Genomic DNA, 21,912 nt, shown 5'->3' with positions numbered 1-21,912 from the left:
GTCGCCACACGCGACCCTGCGGAAGTTCAGACCCCGGCGAGCAGGGCTTTGGTGCGGCCGGGGTGGTTGGTGGCGACCCAGCTGACGCCCAGGTCGGCGCACAATTTCACGTCGTCGGGATCGTCGACGGTCCAGCAGTAGGTGGCCCGGCCCGCCGCGGCCGCCTTGTCGACCAGTTCGGGATGCTCGCGCAGCGTCTTCACCGACGGGCCGACCGCGGTGGCGCCCACCGTGGTCGCGGCCCCGCCGCCGAGGAATCGCGAGGACTCGCCGAGCAGCACGGTGGGCAGCAGCGGCGCCGCGCGGCGGATCCGCCACACCGCGGTGGCGGCGAACGACATCACCACGGCCCGCGAGTGGTCGGCGGACGCCGGGGTGGCGATGCCGAAGCGCTGGAGTTCGGCGAGCACCTTGTTCTCCACCAGGGCGCCGTAGCGCACCGGGTGCTTGGTCTCGATGAACAGCTTGGTCGGCCTGCTGCGCCAGTCCAGGACCAGGCCGATCAGGTCGCTGAGTGCCAGCACGCCCGACGGCGCGTCCTCGGTGCCGAAGTTCATGTCGCGCAGCTCGGCCAGGGTCAGCTCGCTGACCAGGCCGGTGGCGTCGGCGGTGCGGTCGACGGTGCGGTCGTGCACGCAGACCAGGTGCCCGTCGCGGGTCAGCCGGACGTCGCACTCGACGCCGTCGGCGCCTTCCTCGAGCGCCAGCTCGTAGGCGGCGAGGGTGTGCTCGGGACGCGCCGCGGACGCGCCGCGGTGCGCGACGACGAACGGCGCGCGATTGCCCTGGCTCACTTGGCGACAACCTCCTCCTGCTGCCGCGTATTCTCGCCGGTCTCGGCGGAATCCGCGCGTTCGGACTCATCGTGCCCGGTCACGGGCACACCGGGCTGGACCGGCGCGATGACGATCTGCGCCGGATCGGCGGCCATCACCCAGCGATGCGCCGTGCGCGGCAGACCACGCAGGTCGCGTCCCTCGAGCAGGCGCACCGTCCACAGGGTGAGCACCGCGAAACCGGCCGCGCACAGGTCGCTGAACGCGGTGAACGAGACACCGTCGGCCTCGGCCTGCAGCGTCGAGGCGTCGCGCCAGAGCGTGGCGCCGATCAGGATCAGGCCGCTGACCACCCAGGCGGCCCACCAGATCCGCACGGCCTTGAGCGCGCGCGGATCGGGCCGCGCGCCGAGCAGTTCGGTGAGGAAGACGCCGGGCCAGATCAGATTCACTCCCGGCACCAGGCAGCCGAGGATCAGCGTCCAGCGCCTGCGCGGATCGCGGCGGCCGACGGCGGCGAAGGCCGCCTTGCGCGCCTCGATCAGCCAGGCGACCAGCGCCAGCGCGGCGCCGAGCGCGCACAGCGGCGCCATGATGCCGAACACCCACACCGACAGATCCGAGATCGACAGCAGCCAGCCGGGAATGAGCGTGGTGCGGTTGCGCAGCAGGATCAGGTATCGGCCGTATTCGGCGCAGGCGGCGGCCAGGAAGGCCAGCGCGGTGAGCACCAGGGCGACGTCCCGGGAGGCGGCCATTCCGCGCAGCGGCCGCTCCGGCGTGCGCGCGGGGGCCTGCGGCGGGTCGAGCAGACCCCAGCGCGGGATCTCGGTGTAGCGCGGGGTGGGGCCGGGCGGCGCGATCGTGGTGGCGGCCGCGGCCTTGCGGGCGCGGTGATCGGGCCTGCGGGCGACCCAGCGGTAGTTGCGCTGCGACGCGGGCGCGTCGACCTTGCCGGGCGACAGCAGCACGCCCCGGCAGCGCGGGCACCAGTGCATCGGCGCGCCCTGCACGGCCCACCGCGCGCCACAGCGCGCACATGGTTGCACCACCGAACTCACCCGCGCACCCCGTTCCGGACTAGTAGATCTTCGCTTCGTGCTCGCCGTCGGCGACCACCGGGCGGCCCGTCTGCTGCCAGGCCACCATGCCGCCCGCGACGTTCACCGCCTCGTACCCGATGTGGGCCAGGTACCGCACGACCTCGATGGAACGCCCGCCCTGCCTGCACACGACGTACACCTCGGCGTCGATATCGATCTCGTCGATCCTGGCCGGTACGTCGACCATCGGAATGTGGATCGCGCCCGGCGCGTGGCCGAGCTCCCATTCGTCGGGTTCGCGCACGTCGAGCAGCTGGATGCCGGCCACCGGTTCGACGCCGTCGAACGCGGCCGGTACCGCACCCACCGGCACCGTGGGGACATCGGAGCTCGTCACGCCTCGATCCTGCCATGTCGACAGCGACGCCGGGCGAGCCTGGGCGCGGTCTGTGGATGGATCACGGTTATCCACAGAATCCACAACTTGATCCACAGGTCTCAGCTATCGGTCAGCACACAATCGTGAGGTGGTTGCTATCAACCGAGGTGGAACCCGGGAAGTCAGCGGGGAGGACGACCGATCCGGGACTCCCCTCCTTGTCATCCCGGAGCGGCCGTCCGCCGCTGACGTCGGGATTCGATGGCTGCACCGATCCCGACATCTACTTGGACGCGAGCCGGGCCGTTTCGGTTCCATAAAAACGACATAACTAGAGAAAATCCTAAATCCTGGGATCTGGGCGGGCTGATCGGTAGCCTGAGCGCATGAACGTGAGCAGGGGGCTACTCGACAGTTTCGACATCAACGGCCTGAATACCGCTTTGTCCGAATCCACCTGTCTCGGAGTGGAGGTGGACGCCGCGGCGGGGCGGCTGCAGCTCGCTCTCGAGGTGCTGACGCTACCGGCCGACGGACCCGCACCGACCGACACGAAAGTCCTGCTCACCTTCACCGGCGTCACCCGCGTCGCCGCGTCGCTGCGCATCCAGCGCTGGGACGACATCGACGCGAAGGTACTGCCGCTGTCGCTCGACCAGCTCGACGAGGCGATCGAGAGCTTCGGCGGCGGCGGCCTGCACGGGTGGGAATTCATCGACCTCGACGACAGCGGCTGGGCGCTGTGGAGCGAACTGCTCAGCTTCGACACCGTGCTCGACCAGCGGATCGCCGCGCACGTCATCGAGTTCTCCCAGGAGGAGGGCATCGACCCGCGGGAGCTCGACGTCCGCGTCTGGTTCGACCGGATCACCGTCACCGACCTGAGCGGCCGGGAGATCCCGATGGCCGAGTTCGTCGCCGGTGGGCGGCGCTGGTGGGCCGCGCACGACGCCGGTGACGCCAGGGCCAGCAAGGCCGACGTCGCCCCTCCGCTGTAGCCGGAACCGGAATTCGGCACCGCCCGCTCGCTCGCGGGAATGTGGGACCGCACGACTGAGGTTGCAGCGAGCGGGTGTACGAATGATGGTTGGTGTGCTCGACCGAATGGGCGCACACAGCCCGACACACGGAAAGGGACATCGTGGCCGTCTACACACTGCCTGAACTCGATTGGGACTTCAGCGCGCTGGAGCCGCACATCTCCGGACAGATCAACGAGATCCACTTCACCAAGCACCACGCCGCCTACGTGGCCGGCGCGAACGCCGCGCTGGAGAAGCTGGAAGCCGCCCGCGAGGCCGGTGACCACGCCGCCATCTTCCTGAACGAGAAGAACCTGGCGTTCCACCTCGGTGGCCACACCAACCACTCCATCTGGTGGAAGAACCTCTCCCCCAACGGTGGCGACAAGCCGGTCGGCGACCTCGCCGCCGCGATCGACGACCAGTTCGGTTCGTTCGACAAGTTCCGCGCGCAGTTCACCGCGGCCGCCAACGGCCTGCAGGGCTCCGGCTGGGCCGTCCTGGGTTACGACACCCTGGGCCAGAAGCTGCTGACCTTCCAGCTGTACGACCAGCAGGCCAACGTGCCGATCGGCATCATCCCGCTGCTGCAGGTCGACATGTGGGAGCACGCCTTCTACCTGCAGTACAAGAACGTCAAGGCCGACTACGTGACCGCGTTCTGGAACGTCGTCAACTGGGCCGACGTGCAGGACCGCTTCGCCCGCGCGGTGACGCAGGGCAAGGGCCTCATCTTCGGCTGATCCGCCTCTCCGCGTATTTTGCCGGTCGTGAGTAGGGCCGCGAGTCCCTGACCGGGCTCGCGGGCCGGCGGGTGTCGCCTTCTGGGCGTGCCCGGCGAGTTACCCATGTTCGCGCGAGATCACGTGTTTCGTGAAGGACCTCCCCGCTTTGCCGTGGGGAGGTCTTTGCGTGTTATGCCGCGTTCCTAGCACTCAGTGGTACTTGTGTGCCAGATGGGTTTCGGGCTATTCCTGAGGTATACGGGCACCAGCCCCCGGGCGCATCGGGAGGCCATCATGACGACGCAGGGTCCGATCGGGATCACGCCGTTCCAGGCGCGCGGTCATCTGCAGGGATTCGTGGTGTCGGGCCGGTGGCCGGATACCACCAAGGAGTGGGCGCAGGTGCTGGTGCTGGCCGTGCGGGTGGCTTCCATGCCCGGCCTGCTGACCACCTCGACCGTGTTCGGGGTGCGCGAGGAACTGCCCGACGACCCGGAACCGGGCACTGTCGGACTGGTGCTCGCCGAGGGGCCGGTGCTGGGTGCGGAAGCGATCGAGCCCGGCCGGTTCGCCGCGCACGTGCCGCCCGCGCTGCTGATGCTGCATCCGCCGTCGGAGACCCGGCCCTCGCTGCCGGAGTGTGTCGGCGCCGCGTCGGGCTGCGTGCTGCTGCCCGGCGTGCCGCATCTGGGGCTCGAGCATCGCGCGGCGTGGGCCGAGGCCGAGCTCGACGGCACGGTGACCTCGCTGGTGAGCCGGGTCGGCATGGATCTGATCAGCGATCCCGACACCGCCGTGCTGGCGATGTTGCTGGCGGCCTGAGACTTTCGGCGAACCCGGTCCGGCGAACGCGTGGCAACGGGCTTCCGTGACGCCGGAATCAGGTTCACCGAACTATCTCGGCCGCTCAGCCAAACTTATTGCGCCCTTTGCGATTTCGCTTACACAGAGTTGGCATCCCGGCAGCTATCGGGCTAGGGTGGACAGCAGCGAAGGGGAGTAGCCCGCAATCGCCCAGTCGACATACTGATCGGCGCCGCATTCGGCGCGGTCCGGCTGCGCGAACCGGTCACCACCGGTGGGCGAGACCTTCGGCCACGAACCGATCCGTCGACCGGTGTGGCTGAGGGCGCACCCGACTCTTCAGCCGCAGGCCGGAGTTACATCCTGGGAGCTGAATTCATGATCGCGACGATCTTGCTGAGCTTCGGCGTGCTCTTCCTCGCCGAACTGGGCGACAAATCGCAGCTGATGGCGCTGACGTTCTCGCTGCGCTACCGCTGGTGGGTGGTGCTGGCCGGGATCAGCGTCGCGAGTGTCGCCGTCAACCTGATCGCCGCAGGCGTCGGCCATTTCCTCGGTACCGCGCTGCCCGCGAACGCCATCGCCGTCGTCACCGCGCTGACACTGCTGGCCGTCGGCCTGTGGACGCTGCGCGACGCGCTCGGCTCGGCCGACGACGCCGCGGACACGCCACCGCCGAGCACCCGCAACGCCTTCTTCGTGGTGATCTCGGCCTTCATGCTCGCCGAACTCGGTGACCGCACCATGTTCGCCGCCGCCGCGCTGGCCTCGAAGAACGGCTGGCTGGCCGTCTGGATCGGCTCCACGGCGGGCATGGTCGCCGCGGGCGGCCTGGCGATCCTGGTCGGCAAGCTCGCGGGCAAGCACCTGCCCGAGCGCGGCATCGCGTTCGCCTCCGGCCTGCTGTTCCTGTTCTTCGCGACCAAGACGGTGCTGGACGCGTTCGTGCCCGGCCTCGGCGGCTGGGGCGCGACGGGCCTGGCGTTGCTCGTCCCGCTGGTCACCGGCCTCGGTATCGGCGCATGGCGGTTCACCCGCCGGGATACCGCGGACACGGCACCCGTTGACGATCAGCCGGCGAAGGCGTTGCCGTAGACGACTCCCGAGCGCCGCGCCAGATCGATCAGTGGTTCCTTGAGCGCGCGCAGGCCCTCCAGATCGTCACCGGCGATCTTGCCGGTCACCATGGCGCCGATCGCGGCGGCCAGGGTCGCGCAGGCGAACTGCTGCTCGTCGGTCTGGGCGCCGAGCATGGCGGCCACCACCGCCACGAAGCGGCTCTGCAGCTCCATCCGGGCCTGCACCGCCGACGGGCCGACGGCGTACACCTCCATCAGGAACAGCCGGGCGGAGGCGGGGTCGTCGATCATGTGGTCGAAGTAGGCGGTGAGGATGCGGTCCATCCTGGTGAACGCGTCGGCGTCGGCGGTCTCGGCGATCACGCCCTGTAGTCGGTCGGCCAGCAGCTCGGACACCCGGTCGAAGGCCGCGGCGAAGCAGTCCTCCTTGGAGCGGAACAGCTCGTAGAACGTCTCGCGCGAGACCCCGGCCCGTTTGAGCACGGCGGCGACCGGCGTACCCACGTAGCCGCCCTCGGTCATCGCCTCGCCCATCGCGACGAGGATCCGTTCCCGCTGCGAGGCGACCACTTCCTCCCGGGAGAGGTGATGCCGTCCGCGCGGGAGCTGGCGCAGGGTGGATGCCGAATCGCTCATCGTCGAACTCCGTGCTCGAGGTCAGGCTTGCCGTTCCATTCTCCGTGGTCGGGCAGGCTGGTCGGTGGTGAAGGGGGCCTCCTCGGTGCGCGCGATCTCGATCGCGCGGGCCACCTGGTTGCCGAGCAACCGCTGCACCAGTAGCTGTGCCAAGGGTCGCACCGGCAGTACGAGAGATACCCACCAGGGTGAGACCACACTCTTGCGCCTGCGCGCGATGGCCCGGACCAGCGCGTCGACGGCGGGACCGATCGGCGAGGTACCGGTCAGGCTGATCTCGCGCAGCCCGGTGTGCGCGGCGTCGGTGCCGAAGCCGCGCCTGGTCATGTCGGTGTCGATCTCGGCGAAGTAGCTCACGCCCACCTTGGCGCCGGTCTGGCGCAGTTCGCAGCGCAGGGTGCCCGCCAGCGATTCGACCGCCGCGGCCGAGGCGCTGTAAGCCCCCGCCAGCGGCAGCTGCACCGCGGTGGAGATCGACGACATCATCAGCACGTACCCGCCCGGCCTGGCCAGGTGCGGTCCGGCGGCCTGCACCGCGTAGGCCACGCCGAGCACGTTGACCGCGAGCGTCTCCTCCAGCACGCTCGGGTCGCCGCCGATCATCGGCATCTGCTTGGCGATGCCCGCGTTGGCGACTAGGACGTCGAGCCCGCCCAGCTCGGTGACCAGGGCCGCGACCACCCGGTCGACCTGGGCGCGGTCGGCGACGTCGCAGTAGCGCCATGGCGCGTCGCCGCATTCGGCGGCGACCTCGGCCAGCAGTTCGGGTTCCAGCCCGAGCAGCGCCACCTGGGCGCCGCGCGCGGCCAGTTTCCGGGCCAGCGCGGCCCCGATGCCACGCGCCGCGCCGGTGATCAGGACCTTCTGCCCGGCCACCGACGGCGCGGTGAACGTTCTCATGAAGGCACGCTACCACCGGAAAACAGGGCTGTTCGCTGGTATTTTCGCAGGGAATCGGGTGCCCGCGAGAGGGGTGATGCGCGCCTCACCGCCGAACCGCTAGGGTGCCAATTGACAGCGTGCCAACTGGCCGTCACGAACGAGAGGACCATCGTGGAGATTTCGGGTTCCGCCGCCATCGTCACCGGAGGCGCATCCGGCCTCGGTGCCGCCACCGCCAAGCGTCTGGCCGACGCGGGCGCCACCGTCTTCGGCCTTGACGTCCCGGCGTCCATCGAGCGCGCGGGCGACAACGTCCCCGCCGGCGTCACCCTGATCGCGGCCGACGTGACCAGCGGCGACGAGGTCGCCGCCGCGATCGCGCAGATCACCGAGGGCCCCGCCCCGATGCGCATCGTGGTCAACTGCGCCGGTGTCGGCTGGGCCGGGCGCATCCTGTCCAAGAACGGCCCGCACGACCTGGAGCTGTTCCGCACCGTCATCACCGTGAACCTGCTCGGCACGTTCAACGTGATGCGCCTGGCCGCCGACGCCATCGCCAAGACCGAGGCGGTCGACGAGTACGGCCAGCGCGGCGTGGTCATCAACACCGCGTCGGTGGCCGCGTTCGAGGGCCAGATCGGCCAGATCGCCTACTCCGCCTCCAAGGGCGGCGTGCACGGCATGACCGTTCCGGCCGCGCGTGACCTGGCCCAGTTCGGCATCCGCGTGAACACCATCGCCCCCGGCATCATCGACACCCCGATGCTCGCCGGCGTCACCGAGGAGTACCGCAAGGGCCTCGAGGCCGGCGTGCCGTTCCCGTCGCGTCTGGGCCGTCCGGACGAGTACGCCGAGCTGGTCGACTACATCGTGAGCCACGACTACCTCAACGGCGAGACCATCCGCATGGACGGCGCGCTGCGCATGGCCCCGCGCTAGCGAGAGCATCCTTCGACGGCGCCCGTGTCCACCAGGACCGGGCGCCGTCGTCGTCTCAGGGCGCCGTTCCCGTCCCGACGAGCGCCGTCGTGCGCAGCGGGGTGTCGGCCCGGTAGGTGGCGGTGAGCCGCTCGACGGCCGCGTCGGTGCGCCGCTGCCACTCCGCCTCCCCCACCTCGTGCCGGAGCACGGTCAGCGGGGCGCTGCTGCGGGTCATGGTGTCCCACAGGGCCGCGGCGCTGGGAAAGCAGATCTCGACGGTGTGCGGACGGATCGTCACCGCCTCGAACCCGGCCTCGCTCATCTCCGACCGGAACAGCGCCGGGTTCTCCAGGCTGCTCGCGTTCGGTTGCGGGAGCGAGGAATTCGGGTCGCCCGCGGTGAGCGCGCCGAACAGCGCGCGCATGAGCGAGGAGTCGACCGCGGGCGCCCACGAGGTGACCACCGCGGTGGCGCCGGGGCGCAGCACGCGCCGCAGCTCGGCGAAACCGCGTGGGCGGTCGGGGAAGAACATGAGGCCGAACAGCGAGAATCCGGCGTCGAACGCGTCGTCCGGGTAGGGCAGCCGCTGCCCGTCGCCCACCTGTGCGGTGATCGAGGTGTGGCCCGCGCGTTCGGCGGCGGCGGTGAGCTGGTCGATCATCGCCGGTGACAGGTCCAGCGCCTGCACCCGCGCGCCCCGCTCGGCGGCGGCGAGGCTGAGCAGCCCGCTGCCCGCGGCGACGTCGACGATCTCGGAATCCGCTGCCAGTTCCACGTATTCGAGGGCGTGCGCCGCGAACGGACCGAGCACCGCCGCCCCCGCTTCGGCGTAGCCCTCGGCCACCAGATCCCATGGCCCTACCGCGACCGACGTGTCCTCCGACATTCCCGACGTTCCTCTCGCAACCCGCTATCTCGTTGCCCAGACTACGTTTTCGGGTCGCGAGCCGTCACAGCGTTCGGGCGAAAGTGATGAGGGAACGGCCGGGGCCGTTGTAGTCGGGGACCGGTCCCTCGACCGTGAAGCCCAGGCTGCGATGGAAATCGATCGAGGTGAAATTGGCCGGTGAGGTGATGGCGGTGACCACCTTCCGGCCGTCGCACCTGGCGATCTCGAAGAACTGGTCGTACAGGGTGCGGCCCAGTCCCACCTTGCGGGCGTCGGGCCGCACCGCGACGAAGTGGATATAGGCCACGTCGGGATCCGAGGGCGAGCCGAAACCCACCAGGAAACCCGAGATTCCGTCCTCGTCGGTGGCGATCAGGCTGGTGCGATGGAAGTGATCGAGGAACAGCCGCGGCAGGTTGTGCACCACCGTGCGCCCCCACCAGTTGTCGACCACGCCGATCAGCTCGTCGTAGTCCCCGGGCCGTGCTCGCCGTATCTCGTGCCCCGCCATACCTCCATGGTGAACCGGATCGGCCCGGTCAGCACCACATTCGCGCGAGAAGTATCCGCGGCGGTGGCGCCCGGCGAACCAGGCGCCACCGCGCGGATCAGACCGTGCGGGTCAGTCGCTCGGTGAGCAGCTGGGCGAAGCGGGCGGGATCCTTCAGCTCGCCGCCCTCGGCGAGAACCGCGGTGCCGTAGAGCAGTTCGGCGGTCTCGGCGAGCTCGGGGACCTTGCCCTCGTCGGCATCGGACTTGCGCGCGTCGTAGGCGTCGCGCAGGCCGGTGACCAGCGGATGGGTGGGGTTGAGCTCGAGGATGCGCTTGGACTCCGGCAGCGCCTGGCCCGAGGCGCGGTACATGCGCTCGAGCATCGGGGTGAAGTCGTAGACGTCACCCACCAGGCAGGCCGGGGAGGTGGTGAGCCGGTTGGTGAGGCGCACCTCCTTGGCGACCTCGTCGAGGGTCTTGCCGAGCCAGCCGAGCAGGTCCGCGAAGTCCTTGTCCTGCTGCTCGCGCAGGGCCTCGGTCTCCTTCTTCTCGTCCTCGGTCTCCAGGTCCACCTCGCCCTTGGCGATGGACTGGAACGGCTTGCCGTCGAACTCCGGCACCGAACCGACCCACATCTCGTCGACCGGGTCGGTCAGCACCAGCACCTCGCGGCCCTTGGCCTTGAACGCCTCCAGGTGCGGCGAGTTCTCCACCTGCGCACGGCTTTCGCCGGTCATGTAGTAGATCGCGTCCTGGCCCTCGGGCATCCGCTCGACGTACTGCTTCAGCGTGGTCAGCTCCGACTCCGAGGCGGTGGAGGCGAAAGACGAGACGGTGAGCAGGGTTTCGCGGTTGTCGGTGTCGGAGAGCAGACCCTCCTTGAGCACCCGGCCGAACTGCGACCAGAAGGTCTGGTACCTGCTCTGGTCCTCGGCGCCCTGCATGTCCTTGACCGTCGAGAGCACCTTCTTCACCAGGCGCTTGCGGATCATCTGGATCTGGCGGTCCTGCTGCAGGATCTCGCGGGACACATTGAGCGAGAGGTCCTGCGCGTCCACCACACCCTTGACGAAGCGCAGGTACTCCGGCATCAGCTCTTCGCAGTTGTCCATGATGAACACCCGGCGCACGTAGAGCTGCACACCCCGCTTGTGCTCGCGGGTGAACAGGTCGAACGGCGCGGTCGAGGGCAGGAACAGCAGCGCCTGGTACTCGAAGGTGCCCTCGGCCTTCATCGGGATGATCTCGAGCGGCTCGTCCCAGGCGTGCGAGACGTGGTGGTAGAACTCCTTGTACTCCTCGTCGGAGACCTCGGAGCGCGGGCGCGTCCACAGCGCCTTCTGCGAATTGAGGGTCTGGTCCTCGACGATGGTCTTCTCGACCTTGTCCTCGCCCTCGCCCTCCATCACGGTCCGCTCGACCTGCATGCGGATCGGCCAGGCGATGAAGTCGGAGTACTTGCGGACGATCTCCCGCAGCTTCCATTCCTGCGTGTAGTCGAAGAGGTGGTCGTCCTCGTCGGCCGGCTTGAGCTCGAGGGTGACCGCGGTGCCCTGCGGTGCGTCGGCGACGGTGTCGATCTCGTAGGTCGAGCTGCCCGCGGCGGCGCTCCAGCGGGTGCCCTCGGTCTCGCCCGCCTTGCGGGTGGTGAGGGTGACCCGGTCGGCGACCATGAAGGTCGAGTAGAAGCCGATGCCGAACTGGCCGATCAGCTCCTCGGCGGCGGCGTCGGACTTGGCCTCGGTGAGCTTGCGGCGAAGTTCGGCGGTGCCGGATTTGGCCAGGGTGCCGATCAGGTCGACCACCTCGGCGCGGGACATGCCGATGCCGTTGTCGCGAACGGTCAGGACTCGCGCGTCCCCGTCGACCTCCAGCTCGATGTGCAGGTCGGAGGTGTCGGCGACGAGGTCCTTGTCCTGGAACGCGGCCAGCTTGAGCTTGTCCAGTGCGTCGGAAGCGTTCGAGATCAGCTCCCGCAGGAACGTGTCTTTGTTGGAGTAGACCGAGTGGATCATCAGCTCCAGGAGCTGGTGGGTCTCGGCCTGGAACTCGAGGGTTTCGACGTGCTCTGTCACGCCCCCGATGTTATTACCGGCCGAAGTCGGTGAGTGAGGGAACCTCGTCCACGGCCCGTTCGGTCATCCACTCGCGCAGCACCTGGGTGGCGCGCACGTCGTCCTCGTTGTAGACGAACAGCCGGGTGCGCTGGGACAGGTCCGGTTCGGCGTCGTAACCGACCGCCCTGCGGTACCAGCCCATCGACGCCTCGCCCCCGGCCTCCGGATCACGCCAGCCGAAGCCGGCCACCGGGGCGATCTTCTTCAGACCCTTGCCGTTGGGGCAGATGAACTGGTCGGTGACGGCCTGGAACATGTCGACCCACTCGGGCGAGTCGACGAAGGCGCGGACCTGCTCGTGCGTGGGGACGCCCGGCTTGCCGGCGAACCGGCGCGCCGACTCGTAGAGCCACTTGTCCTCGGCGGTGCGCGAGTAGCAGTAGGCGGCAAAGGTTTTTCCCGCCGCGTGCGCCTCGGCGCGCCGCTCCATCAGCCAGGTCCAGAATTCGCCGAACGAGCGGCCCTCGTCCTCGGTGGGCAGCGGATCCCAGGTGACGAACGGGCGGTAGACGCCGTCGAGCAGGGTGCCCCACAGGTAGGCGCCGTCCTCCTGGTAGCTCTCCAGGTCGACGTCGATCTCCACGTCGGCGCGGCGCACGCTCACCGTGTCGTAGCGGCGCACCAGCGGAGCGCCCGCGATCCAGGCGCGGGCGGTGACCACGGTCTCGGAGAACGGTCCGTGCTGCCAGTCGTCGGGGTCGTCGCCGGACCAGGCGGCCAGCTCGTCGACGGTCTGCACGCCGTGCGTGCGCAGCACGTCGGCGCGCGAGCCCGGGGCGACCAGGCTGACATCGCGCATGATCGCCAACTGCCCCTCACAGCTGGCCGAGCCGTCGGCCCCCCGCACCCACCACGGGCACTGCCTGCACTCGGGCACCTTGGACGGCTGGGTCGGCAGTTCGCCGCGGACCACCGCGATGCGGTCGGCGTAGCGCTGGTCGTAGTCGGCCAGGACATTGGTCAGGTCGTGGATGAGGATGCGGTCGAAGGCCAGGCCGATCGCGCCGCCGACCAGGGCCGGGCTGGCCATGCCGTGGCGTTGCAGCATCCGGTACAGGTGGGCAAGGCGCTGCTGGTCGCGCGGCTGCGGGCGCAGCTTCACGTGCTTGTCGCGGCGCGGCTGCCAGCGGAACAGGTCCGAGGTGAGCGGGTGGAAATCGGCCGGGTCGGGCCTGCGCGGATCGGTGACCTTGTGGTTGACGACGATGATCGGGATGTAGCCGCCGCGGTCGTCGTCGCGCAGCAGGAACTCGGCGCCGCCGCGGCGGCCGGTATCGGCCTCCTGCGGCAGCAGGCCACCCCAGATGCGGGACGCGCCCGCCTCGACGGCGGCCATCGTGGCGGCGGCCTTCTCGCCGGCGCGCAGCCGCGAGTCGATCACCACCCAGTCGGCGGGCGCGGCCGCGACCAGTTCGTCGCGCACCTTGGCGCGGTGCGCCGAGGCGGCCTCCCTGCGCTGCTGGACGCCCGGGTCCTCCCTGATCTCGGCGATGACACCGGGATGCTCGGCATCGAGCCGCAGGCGGTGCCTGCAGCCGATCAGCGAGCGCGCGTCCAGGAAGGCGATCCGTGACTCGGCGAGCCCGGCGTCGGTACCTCGATCGAGCGCAGCGGAAGCGGGGGCCGGGCGATGCACCGGCCCGCCGTCGAAGTCGTCCTCGGCTGCACGCACGCAAGCAGTATGGTCCCTCCCCCCGACACAATGCCCAATCGCTACCCTGATCCCACTACGCTACGAAGTACGGCAGGCCGCTATCGACGGCACTGCCTCATGACTTGGCGAGCACGACGGAGGGCCTGGATCTCATGGGGTTGTTCAAGCGTAAGCGTCGGCCCAGCCGACGCGCTGAGGCGAAGGCGCTCAAGCACAAAGCCGCGATGGAGGCCAAGCTGAGCGCCAAGAACGAGCGCAAGGCAGCCAAGGCGGGCGAGCGCACCACCCGGCGCGCGGCCAAGGCTCAGGCCAAGACCGAGGCGAAGGTGGCCAAGGCCCAGATCGCGACCCTGCACGCCGAGGAGAAGGCCGCCGAGAAGCTCGCGGCCAAGGCCGATCGCGAACTGTTCAGCGCGAGCCAGGTCCGCAAGTACATCGGCGTCGCCCGGGTCCTCGTCCCGGTCCTCACTCCCCTGGCCTACCGCGGCGCCACCTACGTGCGCGGCCAGCTCGACGCGCGCAAGGCGCAGCAGCTGGGCATCGGGCTCGATCAGCTCGGCGAGTTCAGCGGCCACGGCGCGCGGCTGCAGGCCCGCATCACCAACACCCAGACCGCGGTGGACAAGGTCGTCGCCGACGCCCCCGGCGACGCCGACACCAAGAAGTTCGCCGAGGCCGCCCGGTCCCGGCTGGCCGACCTGACCGTCGCCGTCAACACCGCCGAGCAGATGCCCGGCGCGCGCCGCAAGGCCGTGCACGCCTCCATCTCGGCCGAGCTGTCGGTCCTGGAGAACGACGTGCTCGCCCGCCTCGGCGTGCGCTGATCCCACCGTGACCACGCCGCAGCTCACCGCCCGCCTGCGCGGTGGTGGCTGCGGCGTCCTCGTCGGTGCGCTGGCCGTCGCCGCGCACGGACTCGGTGGTGGCGCGGTACCCAGGTCCGCGGAAGTCGCGCTGCTGCTGCTCGTTTCGCTGGTCGCCGGGCTGTTCGCCGGTGGTTCCACCCGGGCGCTGCCCACCCCGGCCCGATCGGCGGCCGCGCTGCTGGCCGGCCAGTGGGCCGGTCATTTCGCGCTGACCGGCACCCTCGATCACCACGGCGGTGGCCTCGCCGTCCTGCATCTGCCGAGCGCGCCGATGGTCACGGCCCATCTGCTCGCCGCCTTCGCCTGCGCCGCACTGATTCTCGGCGCCGAGCGGCTCTATCTCGTCGCCTCGGGCACGCTGCGTGCCCTGCTCCGTCGCGGCTCCGCCCAGGTCCGCCGCACGGTGCGTGCGCGCACCGAGGTCGCCGGCCACGGTGGCCGTCGTCCGAAGGGTGTGCGCCGTCCGCGCGCGCCGCCGCTGTTCGCCTGAGCCAGACGACAACAGAACTCTTCGGACAGAAGGCATTCCATGCACAACCTCATCACCCGTGGTGCGGGCACCGCCGCCGTCGCGGTCGGCCTGGTGCTCGCCACCTGCGGCACGGCCGCCGCGCACGTGACCGTCGACGCGCCCGGCGCCGCCCAAGGCAAGTACACCGTCGCCACCTTCAAGGTGCCGACCGAATCCGACACCGCCGCCACCACGGCGCTGCGGATCACCGTGCCGAACCTGAAAAGCGTTCGGACCGAGCCCATGCCAGGCTGGACCTCGAAGGTCGAGCGCAACGACAAGGGCGAGACCGTCGCGGTCAGCTGGACCGCCGACCCGGGCAACCCGGGGGTGGGCCCCGGCCAGTTCCAGCGCTTCGTGCTCTCGCTGGGCCCGCTGCCCGCGCAGGACACGGTGAACTTCCCCGCGCAGCAGACCTACAGCGACGGCAAGGTCGTCGCCTGGGACCAGCCGAGCACCGACGGGGCCGAGCCCGAACACCCGGCCCCCTCGATCTCGCTCGCCGCGAGCGGCGGCGCCGAGGGCGGTGACCACCAGGTCGCCGCCGGCGCGACCGCCGAGGCCGGACAGGACGACACGGCCCGCTGGCTGGGCGGAATCGGCCTGGCGCTGGGCCTGTTCGCCGCGGCGCTCGGGCTGGGGCTGGTCGTCCGATCGCGGCGGTCGTGATGCGCGCGCAGCGGCGCCGCGCGGCGTCGTCGGGCAAGCTGCTCGTCGGCCTGCTGGCCGTGCTGTTCGCCTGCGCGTTCGCCGCGGCGGGCAGCGCGGGCGCGCACTCCGGCGCGGTGAGCAGCGTGCCCGAGGACGGCTCGACCGTTGAGGTCGGACCGGCCAGGGCCAGCATCACCTTCAACGAGGAACTGCAGCAGAACTTCCCGTCGCTGACCGTGGTCGGCCCGGACGGGCGGCTGTGGTCCAAGGGCAAGGCCGTCGTCGACGGTCGCTCGGTGAGCGTGGAACTGGGCGAGCTGGGGCCGGTCGGCGAGTACACCCTGGCCTTCCGGGTCACCTCGGCCGACGGTCATCCCGTGAGCGGGACCAGGCACTTCACCCTGAGCAAGGCGGGCAACGGCACGCCGGGCGCCAAGCCGGGCGAGGACAAGGCCGACGCCGACGGCGAGTCCGGCGGCATGCCGGTGTGGGTGTTCATCGCCGGTGGTGTGGTGCTGTTCGGCGCCGGTCTGGCGGTCGCGCTGCTGGCCGGCCGGTCCGGTCGCAAGAAGTAGCCGTCGATGGTGACCGGTCGCCGGGCGCCCGGTACGACGCCACGGCAGTGGCGGGTCCTGGTGCCGGTCGTCGTCGCGGCGGTGGCGGGCGTGGCGCTGGCCTGGGCGCTGCGCGGCGACGGCGGATTTCCCGGCGCGGCGTGCGCCAGGGTGATCGCCGACGCGGCGGGCGCCACCGTGCTCGGGCTGGCCGCGCTGCCCCGGCTCAACGACCGGCTGACGGTCGCCTGGCGGCCGGTGACGGTGCTGGCCGGAGTCTGGTTCGCGGCCGAGTTCACCGTGCTGGTCTGCGACGCGGCGAGCATCGTCGGCGTGCCGGTGACCGAGCTCGGCGCCGGTGCGTTCGCCACCTTCCTCGGCAAGCTCAGCGGCGGGCAGATCGGCATCGCCATCCTGTTCTGCACCGGCGCCGTCGCCTGCTACGCGGCCTTCGCCTTCCGCCGGGGCGAGGCCGCCTCGGCCGATCTGGTGGTGGTGTTCGCGGCGGTGGCGCTGGCCCTGCGCCCGATCACCGGGCACATGTCCCAGCAGATGCTCGGTTCGGTGCTGGCTGCGGTGCACGCGCTGGCCGCGGCGGGCTGGTTCGGCCTGCTGCTCGCGATGGCCGTCGCGCTGCGGACCCGCGGCGAGTGGGCGGCGACGCTGCCGCGCTATTCGGCGTTCGCGGCGCCGCTGGTGCTCGCGGTCGCGCTCACCGGCCTGATCGACGGGCTGGTCCGGCTCGGCGGGCTCACGCCGCTGTGGTCCACCGGGTACGGGCGGATCCTGCTGGCCAAGTTCACGGTGCTGTGCGTGCTGGTCGGGCTGGGCTGGTGGTGGCGGCGGTCCTGGGTCGGGCGCGCCGCCGATCACCGGGTCACCGCCGAGGTGTCGCTGCGCAACGCAGTGGTCGACGTGTCGGTGATGGCGGTGGCGCTGGGCCTGGCGGCCACCCTCGCCGGCACCGCGTAGTGGCGTCGCTCACCGTCGCGTCCGTCCTCGTTGGACGATGTACGAACCCACTACAGTGACAGCCATGACCGAAGTGAGGATCGTCGAAGACTGCGCCGCGTCCGCCGAGACGGCGTTCGAGTACGTCAACGACTACCGCAACCTGCCGAATTTCCTGTACGGCATCGAATCCTTCGTCCCGGTCACCGAGCAGACCGACGGGCTCGGCGCGACCTTCGACGGCCACATGAAGCTCGGCCCCGCCTCGCTCAAGTCGCGGGTCGAGGTCGTGAAATGGGAGAAGGGCCGCGTGATCGGCATCAAGTCGATCAAGGGCTTCGAGATCATCTCGACGTTCCACTTCTATCCCAAGGGCGAGGCGCTGTGCACCGTCGACGCGACCATCGAGTACTTCGTGCCCGGCGGCATCGCGGGCAAGATGCTCGGTAAGACGATCGAACCGTTCGTCAAGATCGCCGTGAAGCACACCACCGACAGCCTGGTCGCCGAGATAGCCAAGGCGCATCAGGCCGGTGCCTGAAACCCCGATCCGGCCGTTCGCCTGACAGAATGCAGGCCATGACCGAATCAGCGAATGTTGTGGCCACCGCCGATCTGGCCGATGAGATCGGCCCCGAGATCCGCAGCTGCGACACCCAGTTCATCCAGTTCGGTGGCCGGGCCGCGTTCGCGGGGCGGATCACCACCATCCGGTGCTTCCAGGACAACCTGCTGGTCAAGCAGACCCTGGGCGAGCCGGGCGAGGGCAAGGTGCTCGTCGTCGACGGCGGCGCCAGCGTGCACACCGCGCTCGTCGGCGACATCATCGCCGGCCGCGGCGTCGACAACGGCTGGGCCGGCGTCATCGTCAACGGCGCCGTGCGCGACTCCGCGATCCTGCGCACCCTCGACATCGGGGTCAAGGCGCTGGGCACCAACCCGCGCAAGAGCACGCAGACCGGCAGCGGCGAGAAGGACGTCACCGTGGAGTTCGGTGGCATCACCTTCGTCCCCGGCGAGATGCTCTACAGCGACCACGACGGCGTCGTGGTCCGCGCCGAGGACTGAGTTTTCGGAGCGCTGGCGCGCTCGAGGTCACGGCCCCTCGAGTCCCGTCGGTCAGGCACCGTTGCTTGCTCCTACGTCGCCTACGCAACGGCACCTGACCGACGGGACGGCCGTGACGGCCGCTACGCGGCCTGCCCTCCTCGGGGTCGGGCGTGCGGGGCTGGGTTGGTCAGTTCCCCGACACCCGCACCTTGTGCCCGGCCAGCACGACGACGTCGCCCACCTGCAGTTGCCTGCCGCGGCGCAGCTCCACCTCGTCGTTGACGCGCACCAGACCCTGGGCGATCACCGTCTTGGCCTCGGAGCCCGAATCGATCAGGTTGGCCAGTTTCAGGAATTGCCCGAGTTTGATGACATCGTCATCGATCGGCACATCGACTGGTTCCGACATGCGCTAATACTTACTCCCCCACGAAAACCCGCGCGCACCCGCCCCCACCGGCCGCCGGGGTGACGAACACGCCGCGGCGAGCGCGATACCCAACCGGTCGGGATGCGCGCACACTGGATCGGTGACCCTCACGCAGGCCGAGCAGCAACCCACCGTCGTGGCCCCGCCGGACCGCGCTGCCGTTCCGCATCGCGGGCGGGGCAGGTTGGCCGAGGTACCGCACATCACCGGGTCGGTGCTCGGTGTCTTCGCGGTCCTGTGCGTCCTGTGGAGCCTCTCACCAGCGCTGCGGCATCTCACCCAGACCCCGCGCCACTATGTGGACACCTATTACTTCGACGCACCCGACACCAGCCTGGTGTGGGCGCTGGTCGTCGGGCTGCTGGCCGGGGCGATCGCCGCCCGCAAACGCGTGGCGTGGTGGCTGCTCCTCGTCTACCTGGTGCTCTGGACGGTGACCAACATCGTCGACTTCTTCACCGAGGACGATGTGGACGCGCTCGTCGCCTGCGTCGTGCACCTGGTCGTCATCGGGATCCTGATCGCGGCGCGGTCGGAGTTCTACACCAGGGTCAGGCCGGGCGCGCTGTGGAAGGCGCTGGGCGTGCTGATCGCGGGGCTCACGCTGGGCTGCCTGATCGGCTGGGGGCTGGTCGAGCTCGCGCCGGGCACGCTGCCCGCGGGCCCGCAACGCCCGCTGTGGGCGGTGTACCGGGTGACCGCGGCCGTGCTGGTCGACAACGAGCATTTCGACGGCCATCCGCGGCCGTGGGTGAATTTCCTGCTCGGTCTGTTCGGCGCGCTCGCGCTGCTGGCCGCGGTGGTGGTGCTGCTGCGTTCCCAGCGCGCCGCCAACGCGATGACCGGGCTGGACGAGTCGGCGCTGCGCGGCCTGCTCGCCGACAGCGACGTGGCCGACTCGCTCGGCTACTTCGCCACCCGCAGGGACAAGGCGGTGGTGTTCGCCCCCAACGGCAAGGCCGCGGTCACCTATCGGGTGGAGGTGGGCGTCTGCCTGGCCAGCGGTGACCCGATCGGGCCGAGACAGGGCTGGCCGCAAGCGATCCAGGCCTGGCTGGAGCTGGCCGACCGGTTCGGCTGGGCGCCGGCGGTGATGGGCGCCAGCGAGATCGGGGCGACCGCCTACCGCAACGCCGGGCTCTCGGCCCTGCGCCTCGGCGACGAGGCGATCCTCGACACCCGCACCTTCTCACTGGCCGGACCCGAGATGAAGCAGGTGCGCCAAGCCGCCAACCGGCTGCGCAAGAACGGCTTCAGCGTCCGGGTGCGCAGGCACCGCGACATCCCCGCCGCCGAATTCGCCGACATCGTCGCCCGCGCCGACGCCTGGCGCGACACCGAGACCGAACGCGGCTTCTCGATGGCGCTGGGCCGGCTCGGCGACCCGCTCGACGGCGACTGCCTGCTGGTCGAGGCCGTCGACCACGACGAGCGGGTGCACGCCATGCTGTCGCTCGTGCCGTGGGGCCGCACCGGCGTCTCGCTGGAACTCATGCGCCGCGACCCGCACAGCCCCAACGGCGTGATGGAACTGATGATCTCGCAGCTGGCGCTCAACTCCGACCAGTACGGCATCACCAAGGTGTCGCTGAACTTCGCGGTGTTCCGCTCGGTGTTCGAGGAGGGCGGCCGCATCGGCGCCGGCCCGATCCTGCGGGCCTGGCGCGGTGTGCTGCTGTTCTTCTCGCGCTGGTGGCAGCTCGAGGCGCTGTACCGGTCGAACGTGAAGTACCACCCGCGCTGGGTGCCGCGCTTCATCCTGTTCGAGGAGCGCAGGCAGTTGCCGCGGGTGGCGACCGCCAGCGGGCTGGCCGAGGGCTTCCTGCCGCGGCTCGGCCCGGAACCCGACGCCGCCGTGCACACCGGCACCACCCCGGCCGTCCCCGCGGGCCTGGCCGGGCTGCACGCCGACGGTTCCCCGCCCGACACCGCCGACGGCGACGAAGCCGAGCAGGGTCCGCGCAGGCCCGAGCAGGTCCGGGTGCGCATGACCAAACTCGACCGGCTCACCGCCACCGGCGTCGACGCCTACCCGGTGGCCTACCCGCCCACGCACACCATCGCCGCGGCCCGGAAGTGCCCGAAGGGCACCACCGTCCGGGTGGCGGGCAGGCTGCTGCGCATCCGCGACTACGGCGGGGTGATCTTCGCGGTGGTGCGCGACTGGACCGACGAGATCCAGCTGCTCATCGACGCCGAACGCGTCGGCGCCGACCGCAGCGCCGAATTCACCGAGCAGTTCGACCTGGGCGACCTGATCGAGGTCAGCGGCCAGCTCGGCACCAGTCGCAGCGGCGAACTGTCGCTGCTGGCCCAGGACTGGCGGATGAACGGCAAGTGCCTGCACCCGCTGCCCGACAAGTGGCGCGGCCTGGCCGATTCCGAGGCCAAGGTCCGGCAGCGCTACGTCGACATGGCGATCAACCCGGAGACCCGCGAGGTGATGGCCAAGCGCAGCGCGGTGCTGCATTCGCTGCGGAACTCCCTGTTCAGCTGGGGCTTCCTCGAGGTCGAGACGCCGATCCTGCAGCAGGTGCACGGCGGCGCCAACGCCACCCCGTTCCGCACCCACATCAACGCCTACGACCTCGATCTCTACCTGCGCATCGCCCCCGAGCTGTACCTCAAGCGGCTGTGCGTCGGCGGGATGGAGAAGGTGTTCGAACTCGGCCGGACCTTCCGCAACGAAGGCGTGGACTTCAGCCACAATCCCGAGTTCACGATCCTGGAAGCCTATGAGGCACACAGCGACTACCTGCGAATGATGCAGCTGTGCCGCCGGCTCATCCAGGACGCGGCCGTGGCGGCCAACGGGGCCGAGGTGGCGTTGCGCCCCAACGGGGAGGGCGGTTTCGACGAGATCGACATCTCCGGCGAATGGCGGGTCAAGACCGTGCACGGCGCCGTCTCCGAGGCGATCGGCACCGAGATCACCACCCGCACCGACCTGGACCGCCTGCGCGAACTGTGCGACGAGGCCGACATCGCCTACCAGCACGGCTGGGACGCGGGCCAGGTGGTGCTCGAGATGTACGAGCACCTGGTGGAGTCCCAGACCACCGAACCCACCTTCTACCTGGACTTCCCCACCTCGGTCTCGCCGCTGACCCGCTCGCACCGCAGCATCGACGGGGTGACCGAACGCTGGGACCTGGTGGCCTGGGGCGTCGAACTCGGCACCGCCTACAGCGAACTCACCGACCCGGTCGAGCAGCGGCGCAGGCTCACCGAACAGTCCATGCTGGCCGCGGGCGGCGACCCCGAGGCCATGGAGCTCGACGAGGATTTCCTGCAGGCGCTCGAGCACGCGATGCCGCCCACCGGCGGCCTCGGCATGGGGGTGGACCGGGTGGTCATGCTGATCACCGGCCGCAGCATCAGGGAGACTCTGCCGTTCCCGTTGGTTAAACCGCGCTGAATGGGTACCCGGACCCTGGTGTAAACGAAAAGCGGCTTCGCCGCGATCAACAACCACTGGCG

23 protein-coding genes are annotated in these 21,912 nt (G+C 70.2%); 13 read left to right on the top strand and 10 right to left on the bottom strand.

What is annotated here, in order from left to right; all coding sequences use genetic code 11:
* Positions 1-26: 26 nt before the first annotated feature.
* Genes EL493_RS04150 through EL493_RS04140 form a run of 3 tightly spaced genes read right to left on the bottom strand, consistent with a single transcriptional unit; the run spans position 27 to position 2,216 of the window.
* Positions 27-794: a glycerophosphodiester phosphodiesterase gene (locus EL493_RS04150; protein ID WP_019044334.1), complete on the bottom strand. Its 768-nt coding sequence runs from the start codon at positions 792-794 to the stop codon at positions 27-29.
* On the bottom strand, positions 791-1,828 hold the full coding sequence (locus tag EL493_RS04145) for a DUF4328 domain-containing protein (protein ID WP_198040878.1): 1,038 nt from the start codon (positions 1,826-1,828) through the stop codon (positions 791-793). The genes EL493_RS04150 and EL493_RS04145 overlap by 4 nt, the downstream gene beginning before the upstream one ends.
* A 28-nt stretch (positions 1,829-1,856) precedes the next feature.
* Entirely contained in the window at positions 1,857-2,216 is a 360-nt protein-coding gene (locus tag EL493_RS04140) for a rhodanese-like domain-containing protein (protein ID WP_019044332.1), read from the bottom strand.
* A gap of 368 nt (positions 2,217-2,584) precedes the next feature.
* On the opposite strand from EL493_RS04140, the gene EL493_RS04135 reads away from it, so the two are divergent.
* From EL493_RS04135 to EL493_RS04120, 4 genes are all read left to right on the top strand, one after another.
* Positions 2,585-3,196, top strand: a complete 612-nt coding sequence (locus EL493_RS04135) for a hypothetical protein (RefSeq protein WP_019044331.1) — start codon at positions 2,585-2,587, stop codon at positions 3,194-3,196.
* Positions 3,197-3,339: 143 nt separating this feature from the next.
* The gene (locus tag EL493_RS04130) at positions 3,340-3,963 is read left to right on the top strand and encodes a superoxide dismutase (RefSeq protein WP_019044330.1); all 624 of its coding nucleotides are present in this window, start codon (positions 3,340-3,342) and stop codon (positions 3,961-3,963) included.
* Between the two features lie 276 nt (positions 3,964-4,239).
* Positions 4,240-4,767 (top strand): hypothetical protein, encoded by a 528-nt coding sequence (locus tag EL493_RS04125; RefSeq protein ID WP_019044329.1) that lies wholly within the window; start codon positions 4,240-4,242, stop codon positions 4,765-4,767.
* Between the two features lie 360 nt (positions 4,768-5,127).
* Entirely contained in the window at positions 5,128-5,844 is a 717-nt protein-coding gene (locus EL493_RS04120) for a TMEM165/GDT1 family protein (protein ID WP_019044328.1), read from the top strand.
* Here EL493_RS04120 and EL493_RS04115 read toward each other — a convergent pair.
* Together EL493_RS04115 and EL493_RS04110 are read right to left on the bottom strand one after the other, a co-directional pair.
* Positions 5,820-6,464, bottom strand: coding sequence for a TetR/AcrR family transcriptional regulator (locus EL493_RS04115; RefSeq protein WP_019044327.1), 645 nt, complete (start codon positions 6,462-6,464; stop codon positions 5,820-5,822). The genes EL493_RS04120 and EL493_RS04115 overlap by 25 nt on opposite strands.
* A gap of 21 nt (positions 6,465-6,485) precedes the next feature.
* Positions 6,486-7,364, bottom strand: coding sequence for an SDR family NAD(P)-dependent oxidoreductase (locus tag EL493_RS04110; RefSeq protein WP_019044326.1), 879 nt, complete (start codon positions 7,362-7,364; stop codon positions 6,486-6,488).
* 153 nt (positions 7,365-7,517) lie between these two features.
* Here EL493_RS04110 and EL493_RS04105 point away from each other — a divergent pair, with 153 nt between their 5' ends.
* Positions 7,518-8,285: an SDR family NAD(P)-dependent oxidoreductase gene (locus EL493_RS04105; protein WP_019044325.1), complete on the top strand. Its 768-nt coding sequence runs from the start codon at positions 7,518-7,520 to the stop codon at positions 8,283-8,285.
* Positions 8,286-8,340: 55 nt separating this feature from the next.
* On the opposite strand, the gene EL493_RS04100 is transcribed toward EL493_RS04105, so the two are convergent.
* From EL493_RS04100 to EL493_RS04085, 4 genes are all read right to left on the bottom strand, one after another.
* A complete protein-coding gene (locus EL493_RS04100) occupies positions 8,341-9,153 on the bottom strand; it encodes a class I SAM-dependent methyltransferase (protein WP_022566557.1) in 813 nt (270 codons plus the stop codon).
* 64 nt (positions 9,154-9,217) lie between these two features.
* Entirely contained in the window at positions 9,218-9,667 is a 450-nt protein-coding gene (locus tag EL493_RS04095) for a GNAT family N-acetyltransferase (RefSeq protein WP_019044323.1), read from the bottom strand.
* A gap of 97 nt (positions 9,668-9,764) precedes the next feature.
* Entirely contained in the window at positions 9,765-11,723 is a 1,959-nt protein-coding gene (htpG, locus tag EL493_RS04090) for a molecular chaperone HtpG (RefSeq protein WP_019044322.1), read from the bottom strand.
* Between the two features lie 13 nt (positions 11,724-11,736).
* Complete coding sequence (locus tag EL493_RS04085; RefSeq protein WP_030201699.1) at positions 11,737-13,332, bottom strand: TM0106 family RecB-like putative nuclease; 1,596 nt, start codon at positions 13,330-13,332, stop codon at positions 11,737-11,739.
* 239 nt (positions 13,333-13,571) lie between these two features.
* On the opposite strand from EL493_RS04085, the gene EL493_RS04080 reads away from it, so the two are divergent.
* From EL493_RS04080 to rraA, 7 genes are all read left to right on the top strand, one after another.
* Positions 13,572-14,243, top strand: a complete 672-nt coding sequence (locus EL493_RS04080) for a DUF6474 family protein (protein WP_022566558.1) — start codon at positions 13,572-13,574, stop codon at positions 14,241-14,243.
* Positions 14,244-14,250: 7 nt separating this feature from the next.
* The gene (locus tag EL493_RS04075; protein ID WP_022566559.1) at positions 14,251-14,775 is read left to right on the top strand and encodes a hypothetical protein; all 525 of its coding nucleotides are present in this window, start codon (positions 14,251-14,253) and stop codon (positions 14,773-14,775) included.
* Positions 14,776-14,814: 39 nt separating this feature from the next.
* Positions 14,815-15,465 (top strand): YcnI family copper-binding membrane protein, encoded by a 651-nt coding sequence (locus EL493_RS04070; protein ID WP_019044319.1) that lies wholly within the window; start codon positions 14,815-14,817, stop codon positions 15,463-15,465.
* Entirely contained in the window at positions 15,465-16,022 is a 558-nt protein-coding gene (locus EL493_RS04065) for a copper resistance CopC family protein (RefSeq protein ID WP_019044318.1), read from the top strand. Before EL493_RS04070 ends, EL493_RS04065 begins: the two co-directional genes overlap by 1 nt.
* Before the next feature lie 6 nt (positions 16,023-16,028).
* Positions 16,029-16,973 (top strand): CopD family protein, encoded by a 945-nt coding sequence (locus tag EL493_RS04060; RefSeq protein ID WP_019044317.1) that lies wholly within the window; start codon positions 16,029-16,031, stop codon positions 16,971-16,973.
* Positions 16,974-17,037: 64 nt separating this feature from the next.
* Positions 17,038-17,493: an SRPBCC family protein gene (locus tag EL493_RS04055; protein WP_019044316.1), complete on the top strand. Its 456-nt coding sequence runs from the start codon at positions 17,038-17,040 to the stop codon at positions 17,491-17,493.
* A 38-nt stretch (positions 17,494-17,531) separates the two neighbouring features.
* Positions 17,532-18,020: a ribonuclease E activity regulator RraA gene (gene rraA / locus EL493_RS04050; RefSeq protein ID WP_030201693.1), complete on the top strand. Its 489-nt coding sequence runs from the start codon at positions 17,532-17,534 to the stop codon at positions 18,018-18,020.
* 169 nt (positions 18,021-18,189) lie between these two features.
* On the opposite strand, the gene EL493_RS04045 is transcribed toward rraA, so the two are convergent.
* The gene (locus tag EL493_RS04045) at positions 18,190-18,411 is read right to left on the bottom strand and encodes an RNA-binding S4 domain-containing protein (RefSeq protein ID WP_022566561.1); all 222 of its coding nucleotides are present in this window, start codon (positions 18,409-18,411) and stop codon (positions 18,190-18,192) included.
* A 121-nt stretch (positions 18,412-18,532) separates the two neighbouring features.
* Between EL493_RS04045 and lysX the strand changes: the two genes are divergently transcribed.
* On the top strand, positions 18,533-21,850 hold the full coding sequence (gene lysX / locus EL493_RS04040; RefSeq protein WP_019044313.1) for a bifunctional lysylphosphatidylglycerol synthetase/lysine--tRNA ligase LysX: 3,318 nt from the start codon (positions 18,533-18,535) through the stop codon (positions 21,848-21,850).
* Positions 21,851-21,912 lie beyond the last annotated feature (62 nt).

Source organism: Nocardia asteroides (assembly GCF_900637185.1).
Classification (GTDB): domain Bacteria; phylum Actinomycetota; class Actinomycetes; order Mycobacteriales; family Mycobacteriaceae; genus Nocardia; species Nocardia asteroides.
The sequence above is the reverse complement of the archived record's forward strand: the minus strand, read 5'-3'. Positions and strand labels throughout refer to the sequence as shown.

What these genes read in the sequence shown, in the direction of transcription:
- EL493_RS04135 (WP_019044331.1), top strand. Translation starts at nt 2,585, where the DNA reads ATGAACGTGAGCAGGGGGCTACTCGACAGTTTCGACATCAACGGCCTG.
- EL493_RS04125 (WP_019044329.1), top strand. Translation starts at nt 4,240, where the DNA reads ATGACGACGCAGGGTCCGATCGGGATCACGCCGTTCCAGGCGCGCGGT.
- EL493_RS04120 (WP_019044328.1), top strand. Translation starts at nt 5,128, where the DNA reads ATGATCGCGACGATCTTGCTGAGCTTCGGCGTGCTCTTCCTCGCCGAA.
- EL493_RS04115 (WP_019044327.1), bottom strand. Translation starts at nt 6,464, where the DNA reads ATGAGCGATTCGGCATCCACCCTGCGCCAGCTCCCGCGCGGACGGCAT.
- EL493_RS04110 (WP_019044326.1), bottom strand. Translation starts at nt 7,364, where the DNA reads ATGAGAACGTTCACCGCGCCGTCGGTGGCCGGGCAGAAGGTCCTGATC.
- EL493_RS04100 (WP_022566557.1), bottom strand. Translation starts at nt 9,153, where the DNA reads ATGTCGGAGGACACGTCGGTCGCGGTAGGGCCATGGGATCTGGTGGCC.
- EL493_RS04095 (WP_019044323.1), bottom strand. Translation starts at nt 9,667, where the DNA reads ATGGCGGGGCACGAGATACGGCGAGCACGGCCCGGGGACTACGACGAG.
- EL493_RS04080 (WP_022566558.1), top strand. Translation starts at nt 13,572, where the DNA reads ATGGGGTTGTTCAAGCGTAAGCGTCGGCCCAGCCGACGCGCTGAGGCG.
- EL493_RS04070 (WP_019044319.1), top strand. Translation starts at nt 14,815, where the DNA reads ATGCACAACCTCATCACCCGTGGTGCGGGCACCGCCGCCGTCGCGGTC.
- EL493_RS04065 (WP_019044318.1), top strand. Translation starts at nt 15,465, where the DNA reads ATGCGCGCGCAGCGGCGCCGCGCGGCGTCGTCGGGCAAGCTGCTCGTC.
- EL493_RS04060 (WP_019044317.1), top strand. Translation starts at nt 16,029, where the DNA reads ATGGTGACCGGTCGCCGGGCGCCCGGTACGACGCCACGGCAGTGGCGG.
- EL493_RS04055 (WP_019044316.1), top strand. Translation starts at nt 17,038, where the DNA reads ATGACCGAAGTGAGGATCGTCGAAGACTGCGCCGCGTCCGCCGAGACG.
- rraA (WP_030201693.1), top strand. Translation starts at nt 17,532, where the DNA reads ATGACCGAATCAGCGAATGTTGTGGCCACCGCCGATCTGGCCGATGAG.
- EL493_RS04045 (WP_022566561.1), bottom strand. Translation starts at nt 18,411, where the DNA reads ATGTCGGAACCAGTCGATGTGCCGATCGATGACGATGTCATCAAACTC.